Below are 2,290 nucleotides of genomic sequence, written 5' to 3' on the forward strand. Positions count from 1 at the left end.
GTGAGGACGACGAGGTCGGGGGCGGCGTCGTCGTGCGCCGCGCCGCTGCAAGCGGTGAGTGCCGCGAGAGCGAGGACGCCCAGTGCGGCCGCCGCGGCACGGCTGCGAGATCGTCTCATCGGTCGTCCTCCTGGACTTACGGGTGGGTGCGGGAGCGTGAGGCCGGGGGCGATGCGCTCCCCGGCCTCACACCGAACGGGTCCGGCTGCGGTCAGCCGCGGGGCGCCGTGCCGAACAGCGAGCGGTACAGCTTGCCGTACAGCTCGGTGTTGTTCTGGCTGGCGGCGAACCGGCTGCCGCCCGGCCCGTAGGCGTAGATCGGCACATCGGCGCCGGTGTGGTTGCCGGAGAGATAGCTCAGCCAGAGGCTCGCCTCGGGGCTGCCGTCCTTGACGCCGGCCGCGTCGTCCGGGGTGCGGAACGTGGCGGGGCCGAAGTTCTTGACGTCGCCGGAGCCGGCGCCGTTGACGATGCCGGAGGAGCGGGCCGGGTCCTTGGCGCCCGACGCCGTGCGGGACGGCGTGGAGTTGTTCGCCGTGTTCCCGGAGTCGGCGTTGGCCGGGGGCGCGACCGCCTCCGCGTTGGTGTAGCTGCCCTTCTCGATGATGTTGAAGCCGGCGCACTCGTGATCGGCCGTCACGACGACCAGGGTGTGGCCGTCCTTCCTGGCGAAGTCGACGGCGGCCTTGACGGCGTCGTCGAACGCCTTGATCTCGCCGAGGGTCTGCGCGGCGTCGTTGGCGTGCGAGCGCTTGTCGATCTGCGCGCCCTCGACCTGGAGCAGGAAGCCCTTCTTGGAACGGCCGCCCAGCAGCGACAGGGACTTCCTGGTCATCTCCGCGAGTGTCGGCTCCTGCTTCTGCGGGGCACCGCCGGGCAGCTGCGCCTTGGCCTGCTCCACGGTCAGGTTGCCCCGGTTGAACAGGCCGATGACCTTCTTGCCCTTGGCCGCGTCCAGGTCCGCCTTGGTGGCGACCTTCTGGCTGGCCGCGGTCTGCGCGGGAAGCGCCGGGTCGCCGAAGTTGCCGAGCACCCGGTAACCCTGCGCCTCAAGCGCCTTCTGGTCGTCCGGCTCGAAGCGGGCCATGCCGCCGCCGAAGATCACGTCGGCGGTGCCGTTGCGGGCGATCTGCTCGGCGATCGGGGTGATCAGGGTCCGGTCGGCGGGCTTGTCCTCGAAGGAGCCGTCGGCCTTCTTCGGCAGGCAGGCCGCGTCCGAGTAGACCGGGCCCTGGCAGCCGCGCAGCAGGGCGTGGCTCATCATGGCGGCCGGGGTGGCGTCGGTGACCTCGGCCGTGGAGACGTTGCCGGTGGCGAAGCCGGCCTTCTTGGCCCGCTCCATCAGCGTGCCGACACGCTTCTCGTAGGCGTCGACGCCGATCGCCGCGTTGTACGTCTTCACGCCGGACGACCAGGCGGTGGCCGAGCTGGCCGAGTCGGTGACCAGCGCGGGCTGGGCGCTGCCCTTCTCCACTGCGTAGGTGGCCACGGCGCCGTAGTTCGGCAGCCGCTCCATGTTCAGCTTGCCCGTGGCGCCGTAGTAGCGCTCACGGCCCGCGGTGACGTGGGTGCGCCCCATGCCGTCGCCCAGCAGGTAGATCACGTTGCGGATCTCGCCGCCGCCGACGTGCTCCTGGGGCACGGAGCTCGCGGTGACCGTCGTACCCGCGGCGACGGCGCTCGTCACGGCGAGCACCGTCAGTGATCTGAATGACTTGAGTCTCATGGGCACGAAGCCAAGCGCCGCAAAGTGAACGTAAACCGAGTCACAAGCGTCTCTCAAGCGAACACGCTCACCTTACTTTCCGCTTCCCGGAAGTTAACCACGCTCTCACCTCTCAACTCGTTTTCGGGACACGGGTGTTGAGCCGGGCTCACCCTGCACTGTCGGGAAGCTCCGGAGAGCCGAACCCCCGCTCCGCGCGCGGGGAGGGTGCGCCCGCCATGCCGTCGGCGGCCAGTGCGGTGCGCAAGTAGGGCAGGATGCCCCGGTCGAGCAGGGCCTGCTCCCACACGGCGCGGGCACGGGCCACCGCGAGGTTCGCCTCGTCGGAGGTGGAGCGGTCGCGCAGTGCCGTCACCAGCAGCCAGCCGAACCCGGCCAGCGCGGATACGACCGCCGCGCCGGTGGCCACCAGCGCGGCGAGCAGCAGCGCCTCGGAGAGCCGTGATCCGGCACCGGCCGTCCTGAGGCCGAAGCCGAGCATGGCGAAGACGGCCGCCGCGCCCGCCGAGAGCGCCGGCACCACCACCGCCAGCGCCGAGAGCGGCCCGCCCGTGGCGTCGTCCG

1 protein-coding gene and 1 pseudogene are annotated in these 2,290 nt (G+C 71.3%); both read right to left on the reverse strand.

The annotated features are described in order from the left end of the window. Window positions 1-211: 211 nt before the first annotated feature. Window positions 212-1,726, reverse strand: a complete 1,515-nt coding sequence (locus ACVNF4_RS35070; protein WP_461806895.1) for an alkaline phosphatase — start codon at window positions 1,724-1,726, stop codon at window positions 212-214. Between the two features lie 148 nt (window positions 1,727-1,874). After that, a pseudogene (locus ACVNF4_RS35075) lies at window positions 1,875-2,290 on the reverse strand (hypothetical protein); the annotation flags it as partial.

Source organism: Streptomyces sp. S6, assembly GCF_054880855.1.

Bases quoted from the DNA above. Each gene is read 5' to 3' on its own strand.
- ACVNF4_RS35070 (WP_461806895.1), bottom strand. From the start codon at position 1,726: ATGAGACTCAAGTCATTCAGATCACTGACGGTGCTCGCCGTGACGAGC.